Origin of the sequence: Flavimaribacter sediminis, from assembly GCF_019492055.1 — a bacterium.
GTDB lineage: Bacteria > Pseudomonadota > Alphaproteobacteria > Rhizobiales > Rhizobiaceae > Flavimaribacter > Flavimaribacter sediminis.
This window is the reverse complement of sequence record NZ_JAICBX010000006.1, coordinates 162,287-187,654: the sequence shown is the minus strand read 5'-3', so window position 1 is coordinate 187,654 and position 25,368 is coordinate 162,287. Positions and strand designations below refer to the sequence as shown.

Below are 25,368 nucleotides of genomic sequence, written 5' to 3'. Positions count from 1 at the left end.
CTCGTTCCTGCTTGCAGCATTCAGATGTTCCTGATATGTTCAGGTGCGTATTGCAACCGGAGAGTGCAGGCATGCCGACACGTCAGGAAAAATTCGACGCTTTTGCAAGATTGCACGCCCAGGAGGGGTGCTTCGTCATCGCGAATGCATGGAATGCCGGATCCGCGAAAATACTGGACGCACTTGGCTTCAAAGCGCTCGCCACGACATCCGCCGGACTGGCCTTTGCGATCGGCGAACGCGATTCCAGCAATCGTCTCGATCGGGAAACGATGCTTGCCAACGCCAAAGAGATCGTCGATGCGACGTCGCTGCCCGTCTCCGCGGACCTGGAAAACGGTTTTGCCGAATCCCCTGAAGACTGCGCATCGATCATCGGAGGGGCTATCGCCGCGGGCCTCGTCGGTTGCACCATCGAGGACGCGACGGGCAATACCGACAAACCCATTTACGATTTCGAACTGGCCGTTGATCGAATCTCCGCCTGTGTCGAAGCGGGCAGGGGACAGAACTTTCTCCTGACGGCTCGCAGCGAAAATTATCTTCATGGACGGCCGGAACTTGACGATACGATCCGGCGTCTGCAGGCTTTCGAGAAAGCCGGCGCCGATGTGCTCTACGCGCCGGGGCTGCCCGATCTCGCCGCCATTCGCGCCGTCTGCGAATCCGTCAACAAACCTGTGAATGTTGTCATGGGATTGTCAGGTCCGACATGGTCGGTTGGCGTTCTCGCGCAGGCCGGCGTCAAGCGCATCAGCGTCGGCGGATCTTTTGCGCGCGCAGCCCTCGGCGGACTGGTTCGCGCGGCGGAAGAGGTGTTGAACAGCGGAACCTTCGCCTATGCCGACGACGCTTTGCCCCATGCCGCAGCGTTGCGGTTCATGGCCGGAAAGGGCGAAGGGGGGTAGAAGCTACTTTTTGGCGCGTGTTATTTTCAGGACACGGTTCACCAGTTCGTCCTGCAGCTTCGGATTCTTTTCCAGATTCATGTGGCCAACATTCTTCATGTCGGAGATATCAACGTTTTTCAGACTTCCCTTGAAGCCCGGTCCCTTGGTGATGGCGTTGGAATCGGTGGCGTTTGGCACATAGAAATTGATGACGTTATCAATGTTCTTGCCGACGGTCCGCTTGATCGTCGGATCATAGGCGACAACAAGGGCAACCTCCAGACCGTTATCGGCAAGGTAGTTGGCCATCGATACGGAACTGTTGGCGCCAAGCGAGTGGCCGGCGATCACAATAGGATAAGACACCTTCTTGTCTTTCGACCGACGCACAATATCGTTTGCAACGGATTTCCAACCGCTGTGATTGAAGGTCCTGGCGTTCAGCCCGCGGGCTTCCATCTTTTTTTCTATTTCGTCCATGCCGAGGGAAAAGATGTTGGCGAGACCACGCAGCAGATACACTTCGCCGGTGCGGGGATCCACTTTCCGGTTCTTGGCGCTGCTGTAGCTGTGATTTGTGGTGTCACGGGTCTGACGGTTTGTGTAGTTGCTGTCGTTCTCTGCAAAGCTTGCAGGTATAGATAGTGCAACCACAAGTGTTGCAGCGCAAATGGCGCCAAGCACAGATTTCATCGTCTTCACGATGCCAAGCATAGAGCGTACCCCTCTCAATCGTCCCCCGACGTGACGGCATGACTTACCGCGCATTGCTTCGACAATAGCGCAAGTGCGGTTGTAGAACTACTATCAGAGCGGGATTTTGTAAGTCCCGGGCTGGTATTTATTATACAATTGTCATCAAAATTGAAAGAAGGCAGTCCGCTTGTTTAAGGACTTAGTAGATCCAAGGAATGATCTTTTTTGTTCGTTTAACGTATGAACGATACTCTTCCCCGAATTCAGCCTCCATCATCTCTTCTTCAGTGCCGACGCGCAGGAAAAACAGTGCGCCGAATCCGACGATTCCTGATAGTCCCGAAATCCAGTTCGCGAAGAGGAATGGCTGCGCAAGCGCCCAGACCCAGAAGGCCGTATACATGGGGTGGCGCAGGTGCGTGTAGATCGAAGTGGTGATGAGTTGGTGGCCGGTCCGCAGGTCAAGGCTGTTCGACCACATCGTGCCGAGCGCCTTGTGGGTCATATGGAACAGTATGAGCGACACGATCAAAAGGATCGTCCCGACGGCGATCGAAAACGGCCCTATGTCATGATTGAAGGGCCGAAACCACCGCGTCGACATCCAGATGACCGGCACAAGAAACAGGCCGCTGAAGGAAATCACCAGGGAAATATTCTCCCTCAGGCTACGCTTGCTTTGCTTGACGCGATGACGACGCGCGCGGACGTTCGGCCGCCATCTCAAGGCCACCCATACGGCGATGAATATCCACCAGACGGTTTTGCCCGCCAAAGACCAGTCAATTGATGACATATGCGCTATCCCGGCCGAGCCTTTTGGTCAGATGCGAGCAATTTGACGATGTGCGGCGTTGCGGCAAGTGACCTTGTGTCAAACGGTCCGAACAGCCGTATCCCGAAATCGAAATCGACGGGATTGTCGTAATAGCGCACATATTGGCCATGGGTGCGATAGAGCGAGCGTTTCATGTGCCGGTAGCGGGCCGGCGTCATGCCCCGCTTGAAACGGACGCGATCAATCTTGTATCGATCGGGGTCGCCAGACAGACCGGCGGGCTTGAACGGGTCTGACTTGTAGAAGGCGATGGCGTCGTCCTTCGACTGGAATTCGTGCCAGAAAAGCGCGGGCTCCGAGAGCACCCTTTTCAATTGATCTCTCATCCATGACGCTTTGGGGCTCAGCGCAATCTTGAGATGGCTTGAGCCGAGCGCCAGGAATCGCAGTTTCTTGCCTTCCAGCAACGACGGGTTTTCTTCAAGCGCGCGTGTGAGCGCGCCAATAGCCCAGAGGCTCCCGAAGCTGTGGGTGGAGATAACGATTTCATCATGTGTGGACGAAGCGATTTCCTCGGCGACGCGTCTGGCGAACAGACCCATGCGATCATCGATCTTGGGATTGCTTCGGTTGACCATATCCCGGGCGAATCCCCAGTCGCTGATCGTAAGCGGCATGTAGAAAAAGCGTCCAGGCCAGCGGCACATAATAAGCCAGAAGACGATGGCTGCTGGCGGGACCAGCCAGTTCGTCAGCCCCAGCCAGTCTGCGATCCAACGCACGGCCATAAGGCTTGCCGCAGCAAGAATAACCGCCAGGACAAGCGGATAGATGGAGAAGAGAAAGTACAGTTTGCTGGTGCGCATGTATCGCAGCACCGTGCCATCTGCGAAGAAAGCAAGATATTTGACAAAGTTCGCCAGGAAACCCGCCGGATAGGGCGAGTTCTCGTATTCCGCCACGATGTCGAACCATCCGAACTGCACGAGCCTCGTGTCAACGCGCCAATCCGATCCCTGAGAGCGGAAATCCGTGACGCTCATATGATCGGCTTCGCGCGCGTCCTTGGGCGAACGCTCCACCGTGAATCCGAACACGCTGCCGGTCTTTTCCGCGCAACGGGCGAGGCGATCAACGAGCGCATGAACGCTGGTGTTTTCGAAACCGGAAAAATTGAGAACCAGTCGCGTAGCGACCCTGTCGCTGACGAAACGCCGACGCGCTTCCGCAGAATACTGCGCTTGCTTATCTCCGTGGCGTCCTGATTGCATGTTCATCGGCGAGTCATCCGGCCCAGACAGCACGTTCACTTCCAGACAGACCGGTAAAAATCAACTCTTATTTCCCTGTTACAGTTCGAGATAATCGCCTCGCTCGGGCATGAAAATGCACTGACTCCATAGGATCTGCAATCCACACCGTAAAGAAACATCAAGAATAACGTCGTGATTTCATTCGGTTGCAGGTACGGTTTGCTGTGATCCCGGTTTGCAGCGGCGCAGCTTCCATTCCATTTTGTCCGAAAATACCGTATAAGTTCCTCATCGAAAGTAACATCGGATCAATGCGCAAACGCAACGCGCTCTCCCAACATCAGGGGTGATCCGCACACCCAGTCAGCGCAATGAAAATCAAGTTTCCCGAGGTGTTTCGGCCCCTCGTCGGTCAGTCGCGTTTCAAAGGCGCGTGGGGCGGACGTGGCAGCGGAAAGTCACATTTTTTTGGAGGATTGTTGTGCCTCAGGGCGCTTGACGGAAAGGTGAGGGCCGTATGCCTGCGAGAAACACAGAACTCGATCCGGGATTCGGTCAAGCAACTGATCGAAGACAAGATAGCGGATTTCGGGCTTGAGGCGTTTTTCGACGTCACCGAAACGCAAATCCGGGGTCCCAACGACAGCCTGTTTGCGTTCCGGGGACTGAAGCACCACAACGCCCATTCCATCAAGTCCCTGGAAGGGTTCAACATTGCGTGGATCGAGGAGGCGCAAACCGTCAGCCAGAAGAGCCTGGATCTGCTCATTCCAACGATCCGCAGTCCGGGGAGCGAGTTGTGGTTTTCCTGGAACCCTGAAAGTCCGACGGATCCGATCGACCGCTTCCTGCGTCGGCAAAAGCCGAAAGACGCCGTCGTCGTTCGGGCAAACTACACCGACAATCCGTTCTTTCCGGACGTTTTGAGGGCGGACATGGAGCGTGACCGGGCGTTTGACCAGAACAAATACGAGCATGTGTGGCTGGGCGATTACCGCAACCTCTCTGACATGCAATTCATTGCTCGCGAGACTGTCGCTGCTGCGCGAGACAGGCAAAGCGCCTCGCCTGAAGGTCCAAGGATCATGGGGCTGGACGTCGCGCGCTTCGGAGACGACAGAACCGTGCTGGTGGCGCGCCACGCCTACAAGCTTGCCCGGATCTGGCGCTGGTCGACGCTCGACCTGATGCAGACGGCGGGAAAGGTCAGCGAGATCGCCGTTTTGGAGAAACCGAACGCCATCTTCGTTGATGGCGTGGGCGTTGGAGGCGGGGTGGTCGACCGACTGCGTCAACTGGGATTGAAAGTCATTGATGTCAACGGAGGCTCGCGGGCTTCAAACAGTCTCCGTTTCAGGAACAAGCGCGCCGAAATGTGGTCGCGCATGCGCGACTGGCTGCGCGATATCGGAGACATACCGGATGATGACGAATTGATGATCGACCTGCAGTCTCCAGAATACAGTTTCGACGCGAGAAACCGGATCCAGATAGAAAAGAAGGAAGACATGAAGCGGCGCGGGCTCTTGTCGCCCGACATAGCGGACGCGCTGGCGCTGACCTTTGCGGAAACCGTCCATCACGAGCGACTGAAGGCAAGCGCCGGCCTGCAGGTCAGTCCTTCGGGATTCGATCCCCTGCAAGGCTGGTAGGCGACTTTCGTCCGACAAGACACTGTTCTCAACGGGAAGGAATCAAGAATGAGTTATGAAACTGGCGTCACCGCGCAAAGCCTGCCGGTGGAACTGGCCGACGGCGTCGGCGCCGTGGCGATCAGCAACGCCGCCGGCCTGTCCTGCGAAATCAAGCTGAGCATTGGCGAGGACATCTACGTCAAATCCGGCGACGGCGCGACGATCACCGACGAAAGACTTGTGCCAATCGATGTCGGCGCGCCGTGCTGGGTGCGCGTGGACGTCGCCTCCGGATCCTGCGATGTGCAGGTGCTGGAAAAACGCAGGCGATAGCGGCCATGTCGAGAGGCGCGGTAGCGATCGTTCCGGCCACATTGCGCGATGTGTCCTATATCGTCGCCAATTTGCGGCCAGACGACAGAAGCGAAATCCGATGTCAGGTTCCGCCAGACGCCAAGCCGGCGGCGATTGCCGCAAGCGGCCTCGCGGCTGGTGAAGCCTTCGTCGTCCTGCGAGGCGGCCAGCCATCCGGCGCGTTCGGGTTTGCGCCGATCAGCGAGGGCGTTCTGAGCGCCTGGGCCTATGGCGCATGCGGTTTCGAACGCTGCATTCCCGCCGTCACGCGTTTCGTCTTTCGCGAACTGGTCGACGCCTGGAACGCAGGCGGCATTCGCCGCATCGAGGCGCGATCGATCGACAGCCACACCGCTGCGCATCGCTGGCTGGAGGCAACCGGCGCCAGGCGACGATGCGCCCTCGAGCAATGGGGCAGAAATGGCGAGCGTTTCTTACTTTACGAATGGGTGCGCGGCGGCGTGCCTGCATCAGTCTACAGGAGATGGGGCCATGTGCTTCAGCACGAAAATCGAAACACCGAAGACAACCACGCCGCAACCGGTCAAGCGTGAAGCGGACGCGAGCCTGTTGTCTGAAGCCCGCCGACGCCGGCGACGCGCCCGCGGCTCCAGCGCCAACATATTCACGTCCGCGCTCGGCGACAGCGCATTCGGGTCCTTCGTGGAGCCTGCGCGCACGAACCACTCTTCTGAAGAGGAGCTTTGATGTCAGAGGATCCGACAGTCGAGACGTTGCTTGCGCGTCTGGAACAACTCGCCAATGCGAGACGGCCATGGGAAAGCCACTGGCGCGACATCTCGCGCTATGTCGCGCCCGGTCTTGAACATCAGGCGATCCTTTCGGCGATCGAAGCGGGAGGTGCCTCGAGGCCCTATGGGTCTTACAATGCGCCAAACATCTACGATCATACATCGCTGATGGCGATCGATCGTCTGGCCGCGGGTGAAATCTCGCTGGTGATGCCGGCGAGCGCTACATGGCATACGCTTCGCAGCAGCGAACCGTTTGCGAGCGCGGCAAGCGATGCGGAGTTGCGATGGTTCGACGAACTGACACGCTACATGTTCAGGATGCGCTACAATCCATCATCCGGGTTCGCGCTGGCCGGGAAGGCGGCGGTGAAGGGCAGGGCGGCGTTCGGGACAAGCGTGATCTACGTGGAAGACGCGCCGGCGCGAACGCTCGCCGCACCGGTGACCTATCGCCACATACCATTGCTTGAAAACTATCTCGCGGCGAATTTCGAAGGCGTGGTCGACACCAATTTCCGCGTCTTCACGCGCACCGCGCGACAATGCGTCGAACGGTGGGGCGAGCGATGCTCGACAAAGGTGCGTGACTGCGCCCGCGATCCGAAGAGACAGGACGACGCCGTAACCATTCTCCACGGCGTCATGCCAAAGCCGGATGACGATCGCCATGGGATGGATTTCGTCTCCTACTATGTCGAGAGAGACGAGCGGCATTTGCTCGGCAAGGGCGGCTACCGGAGCTTTCCCTATATCGTGTTTCACTGGAACCGTGAAAATCAGGGCCCCTATTGCGAGGGGCCGGTGGCGCTTGCGCTCGCTGAAATCAAATCCGTCAACATGCTTTCCAAGCAGGAATACATCGCTACCCAGCAATGGGTGAACCCGCCGACAGCCCAGCGTGACGACGCAACCAACCCTCCGAATCTCAACCCGGGAGCGCCAAATCCGGGATTGCTGAGTGAAACGGGCGAATTGCTCATCCGGCCGATTGTTACGCAACAGCGACCGGATTTTGCGCGGGCCATCATCGAGGCGAAGCACAACCAGCTGCGCGAAAGTCTTTACGTCAATTTGTGGCAGATCCTGATCCAGAACCCACAAATGACGGCGACGGAAGCCTCGATACGCGCGCAGGAGAAGGGGGATCTGCTTGGTCCGTCCGGTCTCTCCTTGCAGGAAGGCCTGGCGCGGATGATCGATCGCGAGTTCACGCTTCTCGAAGGTCGCGGCGTCTTTCGGCCGGGTCGGCCTCTTGCGGCGCCCGGCGGATTGCAGGGTCATGAGATCGGCGTCACTTTTACCGGTCCGCTCGACAAATTGCGACGGGCCGGGGAAATCGTTGGCATGCAGCGGGTTCTCGAACTGGCCGGCGCTATGGCCAAATTCGGCAAGCCACAGGTTCTGGAGCGATTCGATCTCGACGAAATGCTGGACATAGCGCAGGACATTCACGGCGCCCCGCGGTCCATGTTCAAGCCCCTCGAGGACGTAGGGCAGGCCGAAGCGGCGTCGCAGCAGGTTGATCAGATCAAAACACTGACGGAACTGGCTGTGAACGGCGGCAATGCGGCGAAAGCCGTTGGTGAAGGAAGCGCAGCCTTTAGTGACATGCTTGCGATGGCGCAAAACGCCGGTGTCCAGCCATGACGCCCGCATATCATTCCCTATCGACTGGAAAAGATGGCGGTGAGCGGCGCGACCGGCGGGCGTTCGCCGAACTGCAGGCCTCCTATCGCCGACTGTTCTTCGAAACCGGCGCGACGCGCAGGGATCAGGAGATCGTGCTTTCGGATCTTGCAGCCTACAGCGGCTATTTCTTTGCGCAGACGCACGAAAAAAGCGCGGATGCGCTCCGTGAGGCCAACGCCATGCGACGCGTCTTCGCCCGCATCATTCGGCTTGGCCTGTCGCCGGACGGCGACCTGTCGGCGCTTTATCGCGCCGCGGCGGCGGAACTGATCGCCGATCAGGAAGAAGGTGTAACGCTTTGAACGCAAAAAATAAGGCGCACGCCGCCGAAGCCGTGAGCAAGAGAACGTTCGTGGATGCCATTGTCGATCGCGAGCGCCGTCGTGTTCGTTTCGATCCGGACACCGAAATAAACTTCTGGGGACACACCCTGAAGCTTGGCGACCGGATCATCGGAGATCCGGATGTGGGCGGCGTCAGCTACTTTCCGGATGACTATTCTGCCAGGGAGAGCACGTCACCGAGCCGACCTCGACCGAGGCCGGTCACGCTTGCCGAAATTCTGTTCAGGGACGGCGTTTTCCTGAACGGCGATGACGATTTGATCCGCTCGTCGCATGGACATCCGATCGAGACCATCCATGATCGTTTCGTCAGTCTTTCGCTGGCTTCGCGTACTGGCGCGACGGCGGACCTGGACACGGTGCACACAGCGCGTCTCGGTCAGAGATTTATCACGAGGGACGGCCAGGACAGCACTATTGGCTATGTGGCGTATCTCGCGGATAGCGGTTTCGACAGGGAGGGGATGCTCGTGCATCTGTCCGGATCGAGACGGGCCTTCAGGTGGACCATTACTGATCAGCCGCCGACTCCATGGAGCTATCTGATGCAGATAAGCGGGTATGCCTCGAACCGCTATTCGCCGCGCAAGCCTTCACGGGCCGGATGGCAGGCCTGGCGCGCGGCAAACGGTTTCGCTGCGCCGAAAGCGCCGGCTGGGAACAACAACGCGGGGGTCCATCGCGCGCCATCGAAACTGCCCGTGACGCATGTGCCGGTGCGCGCATGACCAGGCGCAACAAGGCGAAGGTGACCGAAGGCGCCGGAGGCAATGGTATAGAACTGCTGGAAAATGGATCGAATTTTCCGATGATACGCGACGCCGTCCTGCAGGCTGCGACGGAAGCCGGCGGCGGCAGCATGGTCGAATATCTCCGTGTGCAGGCGCAGAAGCACCCGGGCGGATTCATGACGCTCTTGGGCAAGGTCCTCGCCATGCAGGAAGTCAGGCATGAAGGCGGAACCTTCAAGCTCGATTTCACCGTGCAGTTCGTGAACAGTGATCGGGAAAACGAATGAGCGGGGCACAACAAAAAGACGCTGGCCTCGACCAGCGCCTCCCTGTTCAAATGGAACCTGAAATCCCTTTGCAACGGATTGCCTTTGACATTCTGCTGCAATCGAATTGCCGGCTCATCTGACAACCAGAACCTCTTTTGAAATCCTGACCCATGATCTGTCGCGACCGAAGGTCTGACAAACATGCCGGATTTAACGAATTAGACCGCCGTTTTCCGGAGTATCGGTACACTTTATCGCGTATGCATCCGTTTCCAGTGCGTCCCTTGCGCCAGGTGTAGCAAGTTGCAATCGCCGTGGGCGCGTGCCGACATGCCACGCAGGGGTTGCAAGGTGTTCCGGTTTTTTTACCCATCTGGCAGTTGGGAATGTCCCCGGCTTGCAAGGAAATAATCATCCAAAGACGGCGCCCTGTCGAGCGCGATGTTTCCACAGGGGATAACTCAGTGGATTGTTCAAAAGAGCTGTTTGCCTGTCGGGAGATAGCGGTTGACGGCAGTTTTATCCGTCGTTCGCGCTGACGGTAGCGCGTTACGTTTCAATCGAAAGGAAAGATGATGATCGTAAGTCTACGCAGGAGAAATAACCAATGAGTTCAGCAAGGTAAAGTCTTTTTTGCGCTGCAATACGCATTTGCAGCCTTTCGGCGCGATGGAAATTTTGCCGAAAATCCTCTATAAAGAGACATCAGCAACTACGATCGGTTTCGTGCGTCCGGGGCAAGGCTTCGGACCCCGGGTCGTGACTTCAACACAAAACGGAATTCCGCCAACCGCTGCGACACCGCAGGGGCGGGTTTCCGCGTGCATTCGCATGTGACCTGTCCGGTCAAACCAACACCTACAAGGAATTATCATATGACGACGCTCGACGGGTCCGCAACTCATGCGGGCAGCCTTGACGCCTCTGAAGGCGGAAGTGACAACGGGTCAAACCCTTCCGCATCGAATTTCCTTTCCGGTCTCGACAGAGACAGCCGGGAATGGATCAACGCGAACGGGATCAGTGATGACGATCCGGCGGAGATGCTCTCCGGTCTCGTCACGAAATCCCGCGAGATGGAAAGCCTGATCGGCCGGTCCGTCCGGTTTCCGGCCGAGGATGCAAGCGCGGAGGAAGTCGATACATTCTACGATCGTCTGACTACGCGCCTTCGACCAGAGGATGCGGCCGGCTACGAATATTCGTTGCCTGAGGGACTGCCGCAAGACATGCCCTACGACAGTGAATTCGCCGATGCCTGGCGGCATTTCTCGCACGATGCGAAATTGCCGGCGCATGTGTCGTCGAAAGCCCATGACTGGTTTCTGCAGCATGCTGCGACCGCCATTCAGGCCCGGCAATCGGAAAACAACGCGCTTTTCGAACAGCTCGCCGACGACTCCACGAAAGCGATCGAGGAGGCCTGGGGACCGAAGGGTTCCCGGCGTTATGCGACCAATCGGGAGCACTTCTCGAAAGCGATCGACGGTCTCGGCGGTGAAACCCTGATGTCCGAACTCGTGGACGCGGGCGTCATCGACGAGGAGCAGCGCGTCCTGGCGCCCAGAATCGTGATGGCTCTCGCAAGAGCCGGGGAGGCGATGTTTGCCGAAGACCGGCTTGTCTCCGGAGGCGCGGCGTCGCGCAATCCGTTTTCGGACGAGAGCCGGAACTGGGACGAACAGAACTCCATCATTCGCGACGACCCGACCCTTGCGCGCCAACTCATCCAGTCAGCGGGAAAGGACCCGAAGACCTATCGCTTGTGAGCGCACTTTTTTGCCAATGAAAGAGGATTCGCATGGCTATTACATATCAGTCAGACATCATCACGCCCGAGGTCTATCTCGGCTACATGAAGGAGGAGTTCCCGGAGCGAAACCTGTTCGTCCGGTCCGGCATACTTGAAACGCCGCCGCAGGAAGTTCAGTCACAGCTGAACGCTGGCGGACGCCTGATCAATATGCCTTTCTGGGACTACCTCTCGCGCACTGCGCCGGACATCGTATCCGACGACGACACGGTGGAGATCACGCCCAGGAAGGTGACGGCCAGCAAGGATCAGGCGGTCAAGCACTACTGGGCCAAGGCCTATTCGCACATGGACATTGCCGGGATCATGGCGAGTGGACACCGAAAGGATCCGGCCGGACATGTGCTGCAGCATCTTGCGGAAGACTGGATGGGGGCAGAACAGACAATGCTCATCGCGTCCTGCCAGGGTCTGTTTGCCGACAACGCCGCCAACGACGACTCCGACATGATCTTCTCCGTCTATCAGGATATCGCCTCGCCTACGGCAGCCAACCGTTTCTCCCGATCGGCGTTCGACAGGGCTTGCCAGACGATGGGAGACCGCCTCGGCGACGTCGTGGCCATCGCCATGCATTCGTCCGTGTTCCTGTCGGTTCAGGACAATGACGATATCGACTATGTCCAGGACTCCAAGCTTGAGAAGGACATTCCCTACTACAAGGGACGGCTGGTGATCATCGACGATCAGATGCCGGTGACCTCGGGGACAAACTCCGACAAGTATACCTGCTACCTGTTCGGGCGCGGCGCCTTCGCCTATGCGTCGGCGTCGCTGGATGCGGACCAGGCGCTGGAATATGACCGGTCTCCGCTGAAGGGCAATGGCGGCGGCCAGACCAACATGGTCACGCGGCGGCATTGCGTGCTGCACCCGCGCGGCGTGAAGTGGACGGACGCTTCCTGTTCGGGGATTTCTCCAACCGAATCCGAACTGGTTCTCGCGACAAACTGGGACCGTGTCTACGACCGGAAAAACATCAAGCTCGCCCAGCTTGACGTCAACGCCGGATAACCGGCTCAGCGACGGGGGCGATCGCCCCCGTTTTCTTTTTCAGGAGATCGAGATGACGAAAGCCAAACGGCTCCGCAATGGAGCCGAAATCGTTCGACGCGACCATCTGGCGAGGCTCGCCGCCGGAGCAGAAGGACTGACCAACCTGGTCAAGACTGACGACGCCGCGGCTTTGAAACGCCGGGAGTTGGCGGAACAAGTGGTCGCCATCGGCCGAGAAAACAGCCGGCCAGCACTTGCGGGAAGCAAGTCCGGAAGCGGCTCCACGAGCGCCGTGTCGGGAGAAAAAGCATGACGTCCGCGATGACGGAAACCGGCGTGTGCAACATGGCGCTGGACATGCTGCACGAGGGGCCGATCGGGTCCATCGACGATGACGAGCCGAATGCGCGCCGGTTCAAGAGAAACTTCGAAGCGTTGCGGGATTCCTTTCTCGCAACGCATCCCTGGAACTTCGCCATTGCGCGGACGGAACTGGCGGCCAGCGCCGACGCACCCTTCTTCGGCTGGGACTACAGCTATCCGCTTCCGGACGATTGTCTGCGTGTTTTGCCGCTGCGCGAAGAGGGTCTGTTCAATGGCGGAACGATTGCGCACGAAATTGAAAACGGGAACATCCTGACGGACGCCGCGCCGCCCATCAAATGCCGCTACATCAAGCGCGTCACCCAACTCGGGCTCTGGTCGCCTGTCGCCACAACCGCGTTCGCCGCATTTCTGGCTGCCAATCTCGCTCATGCGATTACCGGCAAGGCGAGCTTCGCCCAACTTGCCGCAGACCGCTTCGAGCAGGAACTCAAACGCGGACAGCGGATCGACGGTTTGCAGGGAATGACCGAGCGCGCCGACACCAATGACGTGATAGCGGTGCGAGGTTAGGCGCAATGGCTGTCTATCCCATTCAGGCGACGTTTTCGCGCGGTGAGTTGTCGCCGGCGTTGCACGGACGCATTGACACCGATCACTACGCCATGGGGCTCGCCAAGTGTGAAAACTTCTACGTCCTGCGGCAGGGCGGCATCCGGCGCCGGTCCGGAACGGTATTCGTTGCGGAAATCAAGGACAGCTCGGACGTCGCTCGCCTGTTCCCGTTCGCTTTCAATGAAACGGAAGCCTATGTCGTTGAACAGGGTGATCGCTACTGCCGATTCTTTGCGCTTGACGGTCAAATCCAGATTGACGGCGAGGCCTACGAAATCGAATCTCCGTATGATGTTTCCGACGTCGCCTCTGTGAGCTACGCCCAAAGCGCCGACGTTCTCTACATGGTTCACGGCAATTATCCGCCCTACAGGCTGATCCGTGCCGGCGAGGTGGACTGGTCGTTTTCGGCATTCGAATTCGAGGACGGGCCTTACCTGGAGGAAAACGCGACCGCGACGACGCTGACTCCTGAAAAATCGGGTCACATCACGCCGCAGATGTCGGCAAACACGGAATCCGATGGAGCGGCGAGCGCCAGCAACGGATCGACGGACGCCTTCCGCATGTTCGACAGGGAAAAGGTCGCCCAGGTTGCGCTTGCCGAGGGGTCGAGCGGATATATACGGTTTCAGTTCGCGGATGACGCCCGGAAAGTCGCCGACGCCTACTGGATCACGGCCGCCGATAACGAACCGAAATTCAACGACCATTTCACCCAATGGGAATTCCAGGGATCGAATGATGGCGAAAACTGGACCACGCTGGATAGCCGGGACGGCGAGACGGCGTGGAGCGGAAGCGAAACCCGCTATTATGAATTCGAGAACGACGCCGCATACGCCTATTACCAGCTGAAGTTTTCCGGCGGCGGCGGAAGCGATGGCGAGTACTCGCGCAGCGCAGAACTCGCCATTCATCACAAGGCCAGCGATCAGACGCCCTTTGACCTCACCGCGTCTTCCACCGAGGGCATCAACCAGGACGCCGGTTTTCAGTCCTCGGACTTGGGCCGGCACATACGACTGCTCGGATCCGACAGCCGTTACAGGTGGGCGGAAATCACGGAGGTCGTGTCCACGACGGTCGTCCGGATCCGCCTGCACGGCCACGCTTTGCCGGATCTCAATCCGATCGTCTTCTGGTCGCTTGGCGCATGGTCGGAACAAAGCGGGTGGCCGCACTGCGCGGGCTTCTACCAGGCAAGACTTGCATTCGGTCGGAACGACACGATGCCCAGAACGGTCTGGCTTTCGAAGTCGCTGGAGTTCGGCAATTTCGGGCAATCGGTTCCTGTCGAGGACTCCGACGGATTGTCCATCTCAATGACCGGCGGCCGGTTGAACGCCATTTCCTTCATAGAGGAGAGCGGAGATCTCGTGATCGGGACCAACGGCTCGATGCGGACGCTTGGACCGGCCGCAAGCACCGAGGCGCTGGCTCCGGGCAATGTGCGCCAAAAGCAGCAGACGACGACCGGATCGGCTTCCATTGCGCCGGTGACGGTGTCCAACACACTGATCTACGCCGGGTTTCACAAGGCCACGCTGCACGAGTTTTCATACAATTACGACGCCAATGGTTACCTTTCGCCGGAACTGACTGTTCTGTCGGATCACGCCTTCAAACCGGGGATCGCCTTTCTGAGCTACCAGGAGACGCCGGATAGCCTGATATGGTGCGGGCGAACGGACGGCGTGCTTGTCGCAACGACCTATGACCGCCATCAGAAGGTTGTCGGCGTTTCAAGGCATATCGTCGCCGGCGGTCATGCAGACGAGGGCGCCGTGGTCGAAAGCGGATGCGTGGTTCCGGTGGAAACCGGCGATCGTCTCTGGCTGATCGTGAAACGCACGATCGACGGCGCGGTGAAACGCAGCGTCGAATATCTGGACATGCCGTTCGACGGCAAGTCGATCGGCGAAGGGGTGTTTCTTGACGGCAGCCGGACGGTGGAGTTCGAGGAGGCGGCGTCGGAAATTACCGGCGCCGAGCATCTTGAAGGCGAGACTGTCGGCGTGTTCGCCGACGGCGTGGATATCGGCGATGCGGTCATTTCCGGCGGGGCGTTCACCCTGCCGGGCGACGCGTCTGCCCTGAAAGTCACCTACGGGCTGCGTTTCGAAAGCTATGCCGAGACACTGCGATTGCCGCAGGCGGGCAACCGGGACGGCGCAGGGTTGGGACGCCGGATGCGTGCAGTCTCCGTCAGTCTCGACCTGCTGGAGGCCGGCTACATCCGAGCCGGCACAGCTGCAAGACAGTTCGAATACCTGTTCAGGAAAAGCACCGAACATCTCGGCTCCGCGCCTGAATTGTTCACCGGCTGCAAGAAGCTTTCGGCGGAGGACAACTGGAGCAATTCCGGCGTGACGATCATCCGCTCGGACAGGGCTTACCCCGCCACGATACGCAGCGTCATGGTCGGCATAGAAGGAGAACCGTAATGTGCATTCAATTGCTGCCGCTGGTTGGCGGCGTGTTGTCGGGCCTCGGCAGCCTGGCGGCGTCGCGGGCGCAGGCCAATGCGTATGAGACACAGGCCGATCTTTACGAGAACCAGGCGGAAATGGAAGCCGAACGGGGGCGCTACGAAGCCGACAGGATCACCCGTCAAGCCAGAATGCTCGCCGGACGCCAGGTGGCCAACTACGCCGCCTCCGGCGTGAAGCCAACGGGCAGCGCCGCGGCTGTGATCGACGACACGGCTGCGGAAGCCGCTTTCGACATACGGGCGATCCGCTATGGAAGCGAGGCGCGCACGCGAAACCTTATGACCAATGCCCGATACCAGAAGCAGAATGCCGCCGCAGTGCGGCAAAGCGCGATCTACGGGTTTCTCTCGCCCGTGATCGGCGGCGTTGCAAAGACCAACTGGGCGACCATCTGAGCGGAGCGCTAGCACGATACAATGGCCAGGATACCGACATATTTCTCAAACGCTTCGCTGAATACAGACCGGGGCGGAATGCCGCGCGCGCCGGTGGACGACGCGGCTGGAAAAGGCCTTCAGCAACTGGGCGCGGTCATCAGCCGAATCCGGTTGAATCTGGACCAGAATACGATTGGCGATGCAGCGGCGGAGAATGCTGCTGATGACGGAGTGGACGTCGCAGAGGAATCCGTAGTCGGACAGCTTCGCGACCTTCGTCTCGAAGAAGCAGCCAGGTTCGATTTCCTGACCGAACTGGAAGAAACTGTTGGGCAGGCCGGCGTCGACGTGGCGCAGACGGCTCGGCAGCATGAAGGCGATCCGGGCGACTTCTACTCAAGTGTCGTCGAGCGCATCGTCGAGCCTCGCCTGTCCGCCTTGCGGGCGAAACAGCCGGAGCATATGCAGCCGGCGGCGGCCGCTGTCGCCGATCGGGCCATGGAGCCCGTACGAAATGCAGCGGCCGTCGCGCAATCCGACATCATGCGCGGCCACAGGCTGACGACGCTCGCAGACGCCGGCGAAAGGGCCGCGACCGCCGTGAGAGAACAACCTGCGGCCTATGACGACGTCATGCAGGGGTATTTGCAAAAGGTCGCGCTTTCCGGGTTGCCGGATCAGACAAAAGAAGCGCTGGGCGGGAAGATCCGCCAGCGCCTCGCGACAGCCCTGGTCGACAATTATGTCGACCATCGTCCCGACGAGGTGGGCGAATTGCTGGGAGTCTCGCGACAGCAACTTTTTAAAGGCGACGGCAGGAAAAACCTGAAAAGCCAGATCCTTGCCAAGTCTGTTTCAGAGGGCGACGCGTTTGTTTCCGGTGTCTTCGATCAGATGTTCAGAAAGATGTTCTCCGCCAGAATGAACTTTGACGAAGGCGCAAAGGCGACGGCCTTCGCCCAAGGATGGCTTGGTGCTTCTCCTGAAGGCGTGAGCGCGTACAGCGACAGCCTGCGCGCATTCGCCAGACCTGCTGGACGCCGCGACAGGGGAGATATCGTCGTATTTGAAAATGGCCTGGGTATTGTCGCCGACAGGACAGGTGAAAAAGCGCGCCTGCTGGAGGCCGGCGCCGGGCAAGCGGCGTCCGCTGCCGAGATCGACGCCTCCGGCGTCACCGGTTCATTTCGCGCGCCGGAAAAAGAACAGGGTGACCTTTTCGAGGCGGCGCTCGCCAACGAGATGGAGGATGGAACGGGCGTGATTGCGGGCGAGCCCAACTCTCGCGTTGCTTTCCTCGGCTTCACGGGGCGACTGCGGGAGGAGGCAAGGGCGAGGGGTCTCGTTGCGCGTCGCAAGGCCCTAAAGGATATCGCGCAATTCGACAAGAGGACCGAAAACGCGCGGCGTATCGAAAGCGCGATTGATCGCGGCGACCTTGCGAGCGGGTCTGACGTTGCTTTGGAAGACCTGACGCCCGCTGATCGGGCGCGGCTCGACGCCAGACTGAGCAAGCGATTTGAAAGTCAGGCGCGTAGCCGCGAATTCCGTGAGGCCTTATCAATGGCGCACGCGGCGACGGATGGGAAAGATCCGCGTCAGGCCGAGGTCGCGGATCAGGTCTGGGCCGAAATGGAAAGTCGCCTGAAACCTGAAAACCTGCGACGCGCCGAACTCTCCTTCCTGCAGGCGACGGGTTACCTGCCCGCGCGGGTGAGGATTGGCCTGGAAATCGGGATGGACAGCGAAGATCGCGAACTGCGCGCAGACGCGATGAGCCGGGCCAAGGGTCTATTGAGCACGGCGCCGGGGGAATTCGACAGGAATTTCTCGACAGCCGCCTGGCGCGCCGAACTCGACCGCTTTGTGGACCTGACTGATCGTGGATACACGCCGCATGAGGCAATCGACCATATCGCGCGGCGCTCCAAAGCGGAGCAACGAAATATTCACGCCGCCAATGCGATAATCGAATCGGATACGAGTTGAATTGCAACAACGACTGAAACGAGAGGCCAGACATGCTCGGTAGCGGGTTCCAGCAGGCGACGATTGCCGCGTTCCTTGCTTTCCTCGTGTTCGTCGTTTTGCCGAAGGCCTGCGGCGGCGAGCCCGACCAGGAAGCCGCCGAGACCGAGACTTGCGAAATCCACTGGAACGGTCGCGGCTACGAGATCCAATGCGAGGAAACGGAAGAATAACGTTCTCTCCCGCTCCTTTACACTCTCCACTCGGATGATCTGCTTCGGCTGATCTTTTCATTCCACAGGACAAACGAGGCAGTTCGGCGCTCTTCCGGGGGGCCGGTTGTCTCCATGTGCGCGATCGAGGACAAAGATGACCATTTCGACTACGGAAAGCCGTATCCGCTATTCCGGCGACGGCGCGACGACTGCCTTCTCCTTTCCGTATTTCTTCGAGCAGGAGAGCCACCTTTCAGTCTATCTGACGGATAAGGACGGTCTGGAGGGCCTGCAGACCATCGCCGTCGACTACACGGTGGCCGGCGAGGGAACTTCAAGCGGCGTGGTGACATTTCTGGAAGCGCCTCTTGCGACGGACACGGTTACCATCATCCGGGACGAACCGCTGACACAGGCGACGGAAGTCTCCGATATCGGCACGTTCCGCGCGCAGGCGTTCGAGAGCCAGTTCGACCGGTTCGCGCGGGCGCTGCAGACGCTGGACGGTCGCATCCGCCGCGCGCCAAGGGTGAAGGCAAGCTCCGGAAACACGGATGTTGTTCTGCCGGAGCCGGAGGCGAAAGCGCTGTTGCGATGGGATGGATACGCCGCGGACCTGGAAAATGGTCCAACGGCCCTTGATATCGAGAATGCGGAAGCAAATGCGGCGATCGCTTCCGAAGGCGCCGATGTGGCGCTGGCGGCCTCTGTTGAGGCGGCTGCGCACGCCTCCTCGATCGCGGTGAAGTTCTTCGCCAGCCGTGAGCTCGCCGAGGCGACGGCGATCTCCGACTTCACGCAGATATTGCTGGTGGCCCACAACGGCCGCGCGCTGCGCTATGTGGAAGACGCGAGCGCGGCTACGCCGGCGCTGACGACTGCGGACGGCCGGCTCTGGATTCCCGCCGACGAGTTCATCACCTTCGACCATTTCGGCGCCGTGGCGGACAATGCGACCGACTGCAGCGCGGCCATGCAGGCGGCGATTGACTATGCGGCCGCGTTTGATGATGGCGCGACCGTGCATGGTTTGCCCGGCAAGTACGCGATTGCTTCGCAGCTCGAATGGCTGCCTGGTGTGTCGTTCGAGCTGCAGGCCGGATGCGTTGTCAGGGCCAAGGCCGCGATGTTTGCGATGCTGAACGTCGCCACGGGGGCGTCGAACCGCATCAAGCGCGTCCGTTTCCGCGGCGGCAAGCTGGACGCAAACTATCTGGCGGAGCGTGTGCTCTTTCTCAAGGAATACGAGGCGGTGGAAATCGCCGACTTCCATTTCACCGATTGCGACGTCAATTACATCCATCTTGGCACTGAGGGACAAAACGCTAACAACTATGAGGCGCGCATTCACGATGGCCTGCTGGAGCGCTCGGCCGACAACAATTTCGACGTCTCCGGCACTTCACCGCGCGGCATCTACTTTGACCTCACCGGGTCGAACTCGGACGCGCTGATTTCCGACGTGGTGATCCTCGGCTGCAAGACCGGCGTTCAGGGGCAGATCTATGGTTCGATGATTTCCCGGGTGCATCCGTGGAGCTACGTGCCGACCACGGGCACGATGGAAACGGCGTTTCGCCTGGTGGGCGACAACAACATTGTTTCGGAATGCTACGCCGACTCGTTTTCGCTCTATGGCTATCATTTCGACGGGGTGAGAAACGTGTTGAACCACTCCCTCACCAACGCCTCGAGCTATCATGACGACGATACGGGCGGATGTGTTCTGCTCTCGACAGGCTCCTCGCTGTTTGCGACCGGCAATGTGTTTCGTTCGTCCAGCCCCGACCACCGGATCTCGAAAGAGTTTGACGGCGACACCTCCAGCCTGATCGCCGACTCCAACCAGACACAGAACATCGTCTCGGTGTTCGGAGATCAGGGCGTTGGCAAGACGGAGGCCTATGTTGCCTTCACGACGAACACCGGCGCGGATCCCACGATCGAGACCGGGACGAACATCAACAGCATCACGCGCAACAGCGACACGGACTTCTCGATCACCTTCAATCGACAGATGGCGAGCACGGCTTTTCAGGTCGTCGTGGAGGCGACGCCGTCATCCTATCCGGGGATCGTCATTCCGGTCATCCGTGACAAGTCAGTCTGGATGGCGCGCGTGCAGTTTCTCGACGAGACCGGAGAGTTTGTTGAGCCGGCGACGGTGGCCGTGACGGTGAAGGGTACAGTTTGCCTTTGATGGTGGGTTGATCTGCGTACAATAATGCATCAAATAATTGCATTCTTAGTCCGTCTTAAAGTAGCAAATGCGGTGTGAATTTTGATTGTTTTTATCATTGGTGCTCAGCGTTCCGGCACAACCAAAGTCGCGTCCTATTTCAGAGAAATACTCGGAATTCCTGGACATGCGGAGAGTCATATTTTCAGGCTGATGCATCACTTGGAAGTTGGGGTGTCCGAGATACAACGTACCATCCCTAGAAACGCCTATTCACTGAACAAGGTCGGTGCCGACCGTCTCCTCAGAATGTCCTACCATGCCTACAAGTCGACATATCTTGATTATTTAGATTGGCCGCAGATTGCTTACGACAAAACGCCTGGATTTGAGATGGTAAATGCTTGCAAACAGATTGCCAAATTCGATGAAACCGCGAGGTTCATACATCTCACAAGAAGTGGAATCGGCAATGTGGAATCTCTTCTACGCAAGGACGAGGGGCGTTCATTCGAAAGTGCCTGCAAGACTTGGTCCCAGGTGATCTCCGCCTTTGACGTGGTCTACCCGGTGATTAAAGATCGTACTCTTTCATTGACGATGGAAGAACTAGCTGAAAATCCGTTTAATGTTCATTCCCAAATTACCTCTTTCCTAGAGGGTTACGGTAGTGACATCGATAGGTCTGTAGTCGAAGATTTTTTCTCTACGACCAGTAAAAGTTCCAAGCTTAATTATGTGCCCCGCACAGAACCAAGTTTGGGCGATACTGGATGGACTGAAGACGAGCAAACTAAGTTCAAAGAAATCTGCGGCCGTGAAATGATATCGGCAGGTTATTGGTAAGAATGAGTTATTGATGTAATTCAATATAAGAAAAGCAGTAATTCAAGTAATTTAACCAAAAACATTCGACGAAAAAATATAAATCAAGCGATTTCGGAAGTAATTTGGTGTTTGGTGCAGTCCGTTAATTGTCGACGCATATCGTAACGTCAAGATTCCGACGCGGCCTGCTCCCAAATCCCTAAATCAAAACAATCGAGGTTCCCCATGACGATTTCTATCGGAATCGATCGCTTTGACGCGTGCCATGCAATCACGGCCAAGTGGGAGGGCGGATGGTCTAACCATGCGGACGATCGGGGTGGCAAGACCATGTATGGCGTGACCGAGGCGACCTATAAGGCCTGGCTTGAAAAGCGGAAGTTGGCGGTCAAGCCGGTGCGGCAGATCACCTATTCCGAGGCGCTGCGGCTCTATTGCGACGAATACTGGCATCCGACGGCTGTAAATTACAATCTGGTTCCGGGCGTCGATCTCGCTGTCTATGACGCGGCGGTCAACTCGGGCGTGTCGCGCGGGCTGAAATGGCTGAAGGCAAGCGTCGGCTCGTCGGATCATACGGTGACGGTGCGCGCGATCTGCCGCAAGCGGCTTTCCTTCATGCAGAGCCTGAAGATCTGGAAGACCTTCGGCAAGGGGTGGTCGAACCGTGTCGCCGATATCGAGGTCAAGGCCGTCGCCATGGCGGCCCAGGCGATGACGAAGGGCGTTGGGGAAAAGGCGAAGCAGCGCACGGCGCAGAGGGTCGAAGAGATCGCCAGACGGGAGATGTCTGACGGCGCCAATGAGGCGGCCTTCAAGCAGAAAGCGGCCGCAGCGAGCGGCGCGGGCGGTTCGCTGACCGGCGGCGGGGTCGCGATTGATTCGACCGGATTCGATATTCTGACAAGCTGGATCGTCGGCGGCGTGGCTGCGGCCGCAGTGCTGGTCGCGATCGTGCTGATCGTCCAGTCGCGGGCCGCAAACGCACGGGTCGAGGCCTATCGAAAGGTGACGGCATAATGGGCGCGCTTGTTTCAATCCTGCTCAGCGTCGGCGCGCCGATCCTGGCAGGCATCCTGAAATCAAAGGGCGGCAAGGGCGGCGCGATCGCCGGCGACGTCATCGAGGTCGTGGCCGAGAGGCTCGGCGCGGACGCCACACCACAGGCGATCGAGGAGGCCTACAAGGCCGATCCGGAGGTTTTCACACAGACGGTGCGGACGATCGAGACGAATTACGCGGCTATTGCTCGCGCCGGCGCGGAAGCCCACATGGCCTATATCGAACTTGCGAATGGCGACCGGAATAGCGCCGATCTTCTGACGAGGGTCTGGCGGCCGATCAACGGCTTTCTGTTTCCTGTTGGTTGTCTGATTATTGTTGTGACCGTGTGCGTCATGCTGCTGTCGCGGATCTCCGTGGACGCTTCCGTCCTGCCGCTGATCGGGATTGTCGTGCCGGTCATGACAGCCTGGGCCGGCGTTGTCGGTTACTATGTCGGCCAGCGCACGAAAGAGAAGACAACAGGGGCGACGTGATGGCGAACAACGATATCAATGGCAACGCGCGCCGGTTCATCGATTGGCGCCTGTCCGTCGGCAACATCATCACCATTCTCGGGATGATCATCGGGGGCCTGAGCATGTGGTTCGGGCTTGGTGAACGGGTGACCATTGTCGAACAGGCAGTGGCGACACACGCCGTTGATATCGCCGAAAACGCCGACCGTTTGACACGGTCCGAGGAGCGCGCGGGCGATGTGCGGGAGCGACTACGCGGCATAGAAGTGACCCAGCAGCAACAGAATGAAACGCTCAAGAGAATCCTGGATGCTGTGGAGGCTCGTTGAAGAGTATTTTTCCTGTTTGCCCCATGCTTTACAATGACTGTTTCGAATGCTTTATCGGGGCGAATGAATCACTTGTGCGCCGAGCATCTGACAAAATCCAAGAAGGTAGTTTCATGCGATCGAACGAATTTACAGCTATTGCAATTTTTGTCGGGTTGCTGCTGGTTGCAGCGTCCATACTATGGCGTTCGACGGAATTCGACGCTTGTTTCCATGAAGCAAGAAAACTGCTCGAAGAAGCAAATCCCGATGGCGACAGCCTGAAGATCAGGCTGCGCGCAATACAGGTGTGTCAAGGCGACGCGCAATAGCATTTAGCCTGCACGGTGATGCGCTCGCCTGTTTTTTCGAAGCGTCAGCCCTTCCGGAAAGGGCCGTGGTCCTTGAGTATCCGTGACATGTGGTCGACTTCCCGCCGCTCGCCCGAGAGGTAGTCGTCGACGGCGCGCCTGAGACCCGGATGGCAAATATGGTGGGCGGAATGTGTCGTGACAGGCATGTATCCGCGGGCCAGCTTGTGTTCTCCCTGCGCGCCGGCTTCCACCGTCGCCAGCTTGTTGGCGATAGCGAAATCGATCGCCTGGTGATAGCAAACCTCGAAATGCAGGAACCGGTGGTCTTCTATACAGCCCCAATGCCGCCCGAACAGCGTATTCGAGCCGATGAAGTTGATCGCGCCGGCAATGTATCGCCCTTCACGTTTCGCCATCACAAGCAGGACATCGTCCGGCATGCGCTCGCCGATGAGCGAGTAGAATTGACGGTTGAGATAAGGGCGGCCCCATTTGCGTGATCCTGTGTCCATGTAGAATTCATAGAACCGGTCCCACACGTCCTCGGTCAGGTCTCTCCCGGTAAGCCACTCGATGGATATTCCGTTTTCAAGCGCGGTCTTTCGCTCTTTCTTCAGGGTTTTGCGTTTTCTCGACGCCAAGGACTCAAGGAAATCGGCGTATTGCGCGTAGTGTTGGTTGTGGAAATGGAATTGCTGATCGGTCCTGTGCAGATAGTCCTGCGCCATGAAAACCTGCATTTCGGCGTCTGGCACGAATGTGGCGTGAGCCGAGGAAACGCCAAGCCTTTCCGCCAGCTGTTTAAGTCCGGCCGCCAAAGCCTCCATTATCGCAGGACTGCGATCTGAAACAGTTGTCAGCAGTCGTGGACCCGTGGCGGGAGTAAAGGGCGTCGCAGCCTGCAGTTTCGGATAGTAGCGCCCGCCGGCTCGCTCGAATGCGTCGGCCCAGCCATGATCGAAAACATACTCGCCTTGGCTGTGGCTCTTCAGGTAACAGGGCAGGGCGCCGTGCAGCCCGCCGTCTTCGGTCTCCAGAAGCAGATGCTGGCCAAGCCATCCAGTCTCGGCGGTCGCGCATCCACTGTCTTCCAATGCGCTCAGAAAAGCGTAGGAGACGAAGGGGTTGTAGCCTTCCGCCCCTCGCGCTGCGCCCGCCAGTCCCTGCCAGGCGTTTTCATCGATGTCCGAAAAGGAATCGACCACCCGAATACGGAATGTCGCTTCTTCCTCACTGTTCCTCCCGCTATCTCCCCTGCAATCCGAATGGTCCTGCGTCATCCTGAAGCGCGCTGTTCTCGCGAGTGTTGCATATCGGGATCAAATCCTTCGAAGGTAATCTGGTCCGCGTGACGGTAGGTCAGTTCCAGTTGCTGTTCGGTCCTGACCGTCCAGGTAATCACCGGCAATCCCCTGGCTTTCGCATGATCGACAAACGTATGCGGAAGATCAGCGACATGGAAGGAAACGAAACGAACACCGCTGTCCAAAATATCCTCGTCAAGGTGAAGCCCGTAATCGCTGTGCGCTTCCGCGGTCAATCCCACCGGCCAGGGCGATCCAAGTCTGATCAACTCAAGGATAAGATTCGCATCGAAGGACATCAAGGCGACGCGCCCGATATATTCGTTCAAATCTTCGAGCACTGCAGTCGCAAACACTGTGGTGAGGCAGTCTGACTGAGGCTTGAGCTCGATCACCAGGCCCGTGCGATCATCGACCTGACGGAGCATATCCTTCAGCGTTTGCGGATGTTCTCCGGACGAGCCGATTGTCAGCTTTTTGAGTTCCGCGGCTGTCATCTCCTTCACGACGCCTTCGACGTTGCACAGCCGATCCGTTTTATAATCGTGAAAAACCACCGGCATGTTGTCCGAAGTGATCTGGAGGTCGCACTCGATATTGTATCCGGAGGCGATCGCGCGATCGAAGGCTGTCGATGTGTTTTCCCAGACGCATGAGTTCATGTCGTGGAGGCCGCGATGCGCGATCGGCCTCGCCGTCATCCAGGCAAGCGTCGACAT

Annotated in this window: 28 protein-coding genes; 23 read left to right on the top strand and 5 right to left on the bottom strand. The window is 58.5% G+C overall.

Features of this window, described 5'->3' with window-relative positions:
• The first annotated feature begins 71 nt into the window (after window positions 1-71).
• Entirely contained in the window at window positions 72-908 is an 837-nt protein-coding gene (locus K1W69_RS25095; RefSeq protein WP_220231212.1) for an isocitrate lyase/PEP mutase family protein, read from the top strand.
• A 3-nt stretch (window positions 909-911) separates the two neighbouring features.
• On the opposite strand, the gene K1W69_RS25090 is transcribed toward K1W69_RS25095, so the two are convergent.
• The 3 genes from K1W69_RS25090 to K1W69_RS25080 form a co-directional block, all read right to left on the bottom strand.
• A complete protein-coding gene (locus K1W69_RS25090) occupies window positions 912-1,604 on the bottom strand; it encodes a lipase family protein (protein ID WP_220231211.1) in 693 nt (230 codons plus the stop codon).
• Window positions 1,605-1,785: 181 nt separating this feature from the next.
• Entirely contained in the window at window positions 1,786-2,382 is a 597-nt protein-coding gene (locus K1W69_RS25085) for a protein-S-isoprenylcysteine O-methyltransferase (RefSeq protein WP_220231210.1), read from the bottom strand.
• A gap of 5 nt (window positions 2,383-2,387) precedes the next feature.
• Window positions 2,388-3,641, bottom strand: coding sequence for a hypothetical protein (locus K1W69_RS25080; protein WP_220231209.1), 1,254 nt, complete (start codon window positions 3,639-3,641; stop codon window positions 2,388-2,390).
• A 347-nt stretch (window positions 3,642-3,988) separates the two neighbouring features.
• Between K1W69_RS25080 and K1W69_RS25075 the strand changes: the two genes are divergently transcribed.
• From K1W69_RS25075 to K1W69_RS24970, 22 genes are all read left to right on the top strand, one after another.
• Window positions 3,989-5,269: a PBSX family phage terminase large subunit gene (locus K1W69_RS25075; protein ID WP_220231208.1), complete on the top strand. Its 1,281-nt coding sequence runs from the start codon at window positions 3,989-3,991 to the stop codon at window positions 5,267-5,269.
• Window positions 5,270-5,317: 48 nt separating this feature from the next.
• The gene (locus tag K1W69_RS25070) at window positions 5,318-5,584 is read left to right on the top strand and encodes a hypothetical protein (RefSeq protein ID WP_220231207.1); all 267 of its coding nucleotides are present in this window, start codon (window positions 5,318-5,320) and stop codon (window positions 5,582-5,584) included.
• A 5-nt stretch (window positions 5,585-5,589) separates the two neighbouring features.
• A complete protein-coding gene (locus K1W69_RS25065; protein ID WP_220231206.1) occupies window positions 5,590-6,159 on the top strand; it encodes a hypothetical protein in 570 nt (189 codons plus the stop codon).
• Window positions 6,160-6,175: 16 nt separating this feature from the next.
• Window positions 6,176-6,313 carry a hypothetical protein gene (locus K1W69_RS25060; protein ID WP_220231205.1) on the top strand — a complete coding sequence of 46 codons (138 nt, stop codon included), beginning with the start codon at window positions 6,176-6,178 and terminating at the stop codon, window positions 6,311-6,313.
• Window positions 6,313-8,007 carry a portal protein gene (locus tag K1W69_RS25055; RefSeq protein ID WP_220231204.1) on the top strand — a complete coding sequence of 565 codons (1,695 nt, stop codon included), beginning with the start codon at window positions 6,313-6,315 and terminating at the stop codon, window positions 8,005-8,007. Before K1W69_RS25060 ends, K1W69_RS25055 begins: the two co-directional genes overlap by 1 nt.
• Complete coding sequence (locus K1W69_RS25050) at window positions 8,004-8,351, top strand: hypothetical protein (protein WP_220231203.1); 348 nt, start codon at window positions 8,004-8,006, stop codon at window positions 8,349-8,351. Before K1W69_RS25055 ends, K1W69_RS25050 begins: the two co-directional genes overlap by 4 nt.
• Window positions 8,348-9,121, top strand: a complete 774-nt coding sequence (locus K1W69_RS25045) for a hypothetical protein (RefSeq protein ID WP_220231202.1) — start codon at window positions 8,348-8,350, stop codon at window positions 9,119-9,121. The genes K1W69_RS25050 and K1W69_RS25045 overlap by 4 nt, the downstream gene beginning before the upstream one ends.
• Window positions 9,118-9,411: a hypothetical protein gene (locus tag K1W69_RS25040; protein WP_220231201.1), complete on the top strand. Its 294-nt coding sequence runs from the start codon at window positions 9,118-9,120 to the stop codon at window positions 9,409-9,411. Before K1W69_RS25045 ends, K1W69_RS25040 begins: the two co-directional genes overlap by 4 nt.
• An 857-nt stretch (window positions 9,412-10,268) precedes the next feature.
• Window positions 10,269-11,162 (top strand): hypothetical protein, encoded by an 894-nt coding sequence (locus tag K1W69_RS25035; RefSeq protein ID WP_220231200.1) that lies wholly within the window; start codon window positions 10,269-10,271, stop codon window positions 11,160-11,162.
• A 32-nt stretch (window positions 11,163-11,194) separates the two neighbouring features.
• Complete coding sequence (locus K1W69_RS25030) at window positions 11,195-12,220, top strand: major capsid protein (RefSeq protein ID WP_220231199.1); 1,026 nt, start codon at window positions 11,195-11,197, stop codon at window positions 12,218-12,220.
• A 52-nt stretch (window positions 12,221-12,272) separates the two neighbouring features.
• On the top strand, window positions 12,273-12,515 hold the full coding sequence (locus tag K1W69_RS25025; protein WP_220231198.1) for a hypothetical protein: 243 nt from the start codon (window positions 12,273-12,275) through the stop codon (window positions 12,513-12,515).
• Complete coding sequence (locus K1W69_RS25020) at window positions 12,512-13,099, top strand: phage connector family protein (protein WP_220231197.1); 588 nt, start codon at window positions 12,512-12,514, stop codon at window positions 13,097-13,099. The genes K1W69_RS25025 and K1W69_RS25020 overlap by 4 nt, the downstream gene beginning before the upstream one ends.
• 5 nt (window positions 13,100-13,104) lie before the next feature.
• Window positions 13,105-15,588, top strand: coding sequence for a phage tail protein (locus tag K1W69_RS25015; protein ID WP_220231196.1), 2,484 nt, complete (start codon window positions 13,105-13,107; stop codon window positions 15,586-15,588).
• Window positions 15,588-16,031: a hypothetical protein gene (locus K1W69_RS25010; protein ID WP_220231195.1), complete on the top strand. Its 444-nt coding sequence runs from the start codon at window positions 15,588-15,590 to the stop codon at window positions 16,029-16,031. Before K1W69_RS25015 ends, K1W69_RS25010 begins: the two co-directional genes overlap by 1 nt.
• 21 nt (window positions 16,032-16,052) lie before the next feature.
• Complete coding sequence (locus K1W69_RS25005) at window positions 16,053-18,002, top strand: hypothetical protein (protein ID WP_220231194.1); 1,950 nt, start codon at window positions 16,053-16,055, stop codon at window positions 18,000-18,002.
• Between the two features lie 32 nt (window positions 18,003-18,034).
• Window positions 18,035-18,214: a hypothetical protein gene (locus K1W69_RS25000; RefSeq protein WP_220231193.1), complete on the top strand. Its 180-nt coding sequence runs from the start codon at window positions 18,035-18,037 to the stop codon at window positions 18,212-18,214.
• A gap of 136 nt (window positions 18,215-18,350) precedes the next feature.
• Entirely contained in the window at window positions 18,351-20,396 is a 2,046-nt protein-coding gene (locus tag K1W69_RS24995) for a hypothetical protein (RefSeq protein WP_220231192.1), read from the top strand.
• A gap of 81 nt (window positions 20,397-20,477) precedes the next feature.
• Window positions 20,478-21,221 carry a sulfotransferase gene (locus tag K1W69_RS24990; protein ID WP_220231191.1) on the top strand — a complete coding sequence of 248 codons (744 nt, stop codon included), beginning with the start codon at window positions 20,478-20,480 and terminating at the stop codon, window positions 21,219-21,221.
• 207 nt (window positions 21,222-21,428) lie between these two features.
• Complete coding sequence (locus K1W69_RS24985; protein WP_220231190.1) at window positions 21,429-22,223, top strand: glycoside hydrolase family 108 protein; 795 nt, start codon at window positions 21,429-21,431, stop codon at window positions 22,221-22,223.
• Window positions 22,223-22,741 (top strand): 3TM-type holin, encoded by a 519-nt coding sequence (locus K1W69_RS24980; protein WP_220231189.1) that lies wholly within the window; start codon window positions 22,223-22,225, stop codon window positions 22,739-22,741. The genes K1W69_RS24985 and K1W69_RS24980 overlap by 1 nt, the downstream gene beginning before the upstream one ends.
• Entirely contained in the window at window positions 22,741-23,052 is a 312-nt protein-coding gene (locus K1W69_RS24975; RefSeq protein ID WP_220231188.1) for a hypothetical protein, read from the top strand. The genes K1W69_RS24980 and K1W69_RS24975 overlap by 1 nt, the downstream gene beginning before the upstream one ends.
• Window positions 23,049-23,363: a hypothetical protein gene (locus K1W69_RS24970; protein ID WP_220231187.1), complete on the top strand. Its 315-nt coding sequence runs from the start codon at window positions 23,049-23,051 to the stop codon at window positions 23,361-23,363. The genes K1W69_RS24975 and K1W69_RS24970 overlap by 4 nt, the downstream gene beginning before the upstream one ends.
• Before the next feature lie 44 nt (window positions 23,364-23,407).
• Here K1W69_RS24970 and K1W69_RS24965 read toward each other — a convergent pair whose 3' ends face one another.
• Together K1W69_RS24965 and K1W69_RS24960 are read right to left on the bottom strand one after the other, a co-directional pair.
• The gene (locus tag K1W69_RS24965) at window positions 23,408-24,625 is read right to left on the bottom strand and encodes a GNAT family N-acetyltransferase (RefSeq protein WP_220231186.1); all 1,218 of its coding nucleotides are present in this window, start codon (window positions 24,623-24,625) and stop codon (window positions 23,408-23,410) included.
• Entirely contained in the window at window positions 24,622-25,368 is a 747-nt protein-coding gene (locus tag K1W69_RS24960; RefSeq protein WP_220231185.1) for a glycerophosphodiester phosphodiesterase family protein, read from the bottom strand. The genes K1W69_RS24965 and K1W69_RS24960 overlap by 4 nt, the downstream gene beginning before the upstream one ends.